The sequence below is a fragment of the uncultured Campylobacter sp. genome (assembly GCF_937997595.1).
In the GTDB taxonomy this organism is placed as follows: Bacteria; Campylobacterota; Campylobacteria; order Campylobacterales; family Campylobacteraceae; genus Campylobacter_B.
Genome location: NZ_CALKTS010000360.1, coordinates 1 through 2,021, shown reverse-complemented (window position 1 = coordinate 2,021; position 2,021 = coordinate 1). Strand labels below are relative to the sequence as shown.

At 41.0% G+C, this 2,021-nt stretch carries 2 protein-coding genes and 2 pseudogenes; 3 read left to right on the top strand and 1 reads right to left on the bottom strand.

Annotation, left to right across the window (positions count from 1 at the left end):
* From Q0614_RS12305 to Q0614_RS12295, 3 genes and pseudogenes are all read left to right on the top strand, one after another.
* Window positions 1-320 (top strand): annotated as a pseudogene (locus Q0614_RS12305) (hypothetical protein); the annotation flags it as partial.
* A 41-nt stretch (window positions 321-361) separates the two neighbouring features.
* Window positions 362-1,180 (top strand): hypothetical protein, encoded by an 819-nt coding sequence (locus Q0614_RS12300; RefSeq protein ID WP_298789042.1) that lies wholly within the window; start codon window positions 362-364, stop codon window positions 1,178-1,180.
* Between the two features lie 38 nt (window positions 1,181-1,218).
* Window positions 1,219-1,680: a hypothetical protein gene (locus tag Q0614_RS12295; RefSeq protein WP_298789040.1), complete on the top strand. Its 462-nt coding sequence runs from the start codon at window positions 1,219-1,221 to the stop codon at window positions 1,678-1,680.
* A 195-nt stretch (window positions 1,681-1,875) separates the two neighbouring features.
* On the opposite strand, the pseudogene Q0614_RS12290 reads toward Q0614_RS12295, so the two are convergent.
* Window positions 1,876-2,021 (bottom strand): annotated as a pseudogene (locus Q0614_RS12290) (endonuclease III); the annotation flags it as partial.

The window sequence follows — 2,021 nt, the reverse complement described above, 5'->3', positions numbered from 1 at the left end:
GTCCGCTCATAGTTTGTGGAAATGAGAATATTTTTGTTCATGCGGGGCTGGATTTAAGCAAGGATTTGGAAAATCAGGAAAGGGAAAATGTGCTTTGGACACGGGAAGAGTTTTGGATGGATAAGAAAAATATTCTTGAAGAATATAAAAATAAAAATATATATTTTGGACATACACCAAATCTGGATGGTAAAATATCTAAAAAAACTGATAAAATCTATGATATTGACTGCGGAGCATTTTTCACACATTCATTAGGATGTATGGAAGTAAAAAACAAAAAATCAAAGGGCATAAGGGAAATTTACGTACATTGTTAAAATTCTATTTTGATTAACTATTTATTTTAAAAGGAGATAAAATGAAAAGCCAGATTAAAAATTTTCTGCAAAATTGCGAGCAGATCGTTAAATCACAGGTAGAGCGATACGAAAACCGTAGCCCTTTCGCAACTAAAATTCCACCCGTTTTTATACTGCCTTATGATGAATTTGAGAAAAAATACGGCTCAAATTTATATTTGGATAGTAGTTCCTGCGTGCTGGTGTTTGACGGCGATCTTAGCCTGTCTGAAGGCACGATAAATTCTGTTTGGCTTAAGGATAAATTTAGCGAAGCGGGCGGCAAAAATAACGCACGAGCGATGTTTGTTAACGGAAATTTATTCATCAGCGGCGATATCATCGATGATGATTATCTGTTTTTACAAGTCGCCAAAGATATGGTGTGTAATTATCTGCATTCGCAGGACGGCGTTATCGCAATCGGCGGCAATCTAACGGCACTTTGGGGCATAAGCGGCGAATACAACGACGGGATGTTGCAGGTTTTTGGAAAAACGCAAGCGCCGTATATCGTCTCAAACGACCACGCGATGCCTGATCATAGCGCTAGCGAATGCGTCTATGTCCTAGACGGACGGATCGGTCAAAGCTACCTGGGTGCGCTTGATGGTTGGGATTTTTTTGAAAATTGCGAGCTGATGTTTAAGGACGGAATTTGTGTAGATGAACATCAGATCGATATTTCTGCCTTTTTTAAATTCGTAAAAAAGGGCGCTAATCCGCTAGTGGATTTTAAAACTTTTGAAGCTAGAAAAGCCGCCTGGGACGAAGAAAATGAAGAGCAGGGCCCGAATACGCAAGCGATCTGCCCAAAAATTCCGAGACGATATATTTAGAAAATTTCAGCGGCAACGACGAGGAGCTATACGAGTATATGATGAGCGAATTCGAGGCTATAGAAAAAATCGGCGACGAAAGCGAAAAATATGCTTATGGCGGCAGAGCTTTCAAGCTGTCTATCATTGCGGCGAGGATGGCGGAAAATTGGCGGCTGATTACCCAGCGTTACTCTGCGCGGCAGATAGACGAGCTGCGCAAAATCATCATTAAGAGCGCGACGAATTTAGCCGATTATTTTTTAAAAATCGGCGATAAAAAACAGCTTGCGTTCATCTATGAATTTTTAAACGATGATGCGGTAAGCATCGAAAAAGACGAGCCGTTTTTATACGAAACGCTGGTGCGCGCGGGCTTGGAGCTTCAAGATTACGATAGCACTTACGCGCTAGTGTCCGTCATCGATAAAAAGTCCGAATTTTTGCCGCAGGAGATGGCAAAAAGCATCGCGGACGTGATTAAAAGCGAAGGATACCGGGCTTGGCTGGCAAAACAGTAAGCTCCAAAAAGCAAAATTTTAAATTTTTCTAAAAGATAAAAATCAAAAGAGGCGTTTATAAAATTTCAATCTAAATTTTTTGCGCCATAATAAGCCGAACGTCTGCCGTAAAGCGGCTTTAAGCAAGGCGTCAAAATTTTAAAATTCCGTCAAATTTAAGCGCGTAAACTTAAGTCCGCATTGCAGGCTAAAATTTTACGGAAAATTCTTATCCTTGCTGCTGCACAGCTCGTTTAAAAAGCACTCCTTGCAGTTCGGCTTGATCGCCTTACAGGTGTAGCGTCCAAAAAGCACCATGCCTTGGTGCAGCTTGCCGAGGTCTGTTTTAAAAGCCTCGCTAA

Coding starts and splice junctions, on each gene's coding strand:
- Q0614_RS12295 (WP_298789040.1), top strand. CDS start 1,219: ATGATGAGCGAATTCGAGGCTATAGAAAAAATCGGCGACGAAAGCGAA.
- Q0614_RS12300 (WP_298789042.1), top strand. CDS start 362: ATGAAAAGCCAGATTAAAAATTTTCTGCAAAATTGCGAGCAGATCGTT.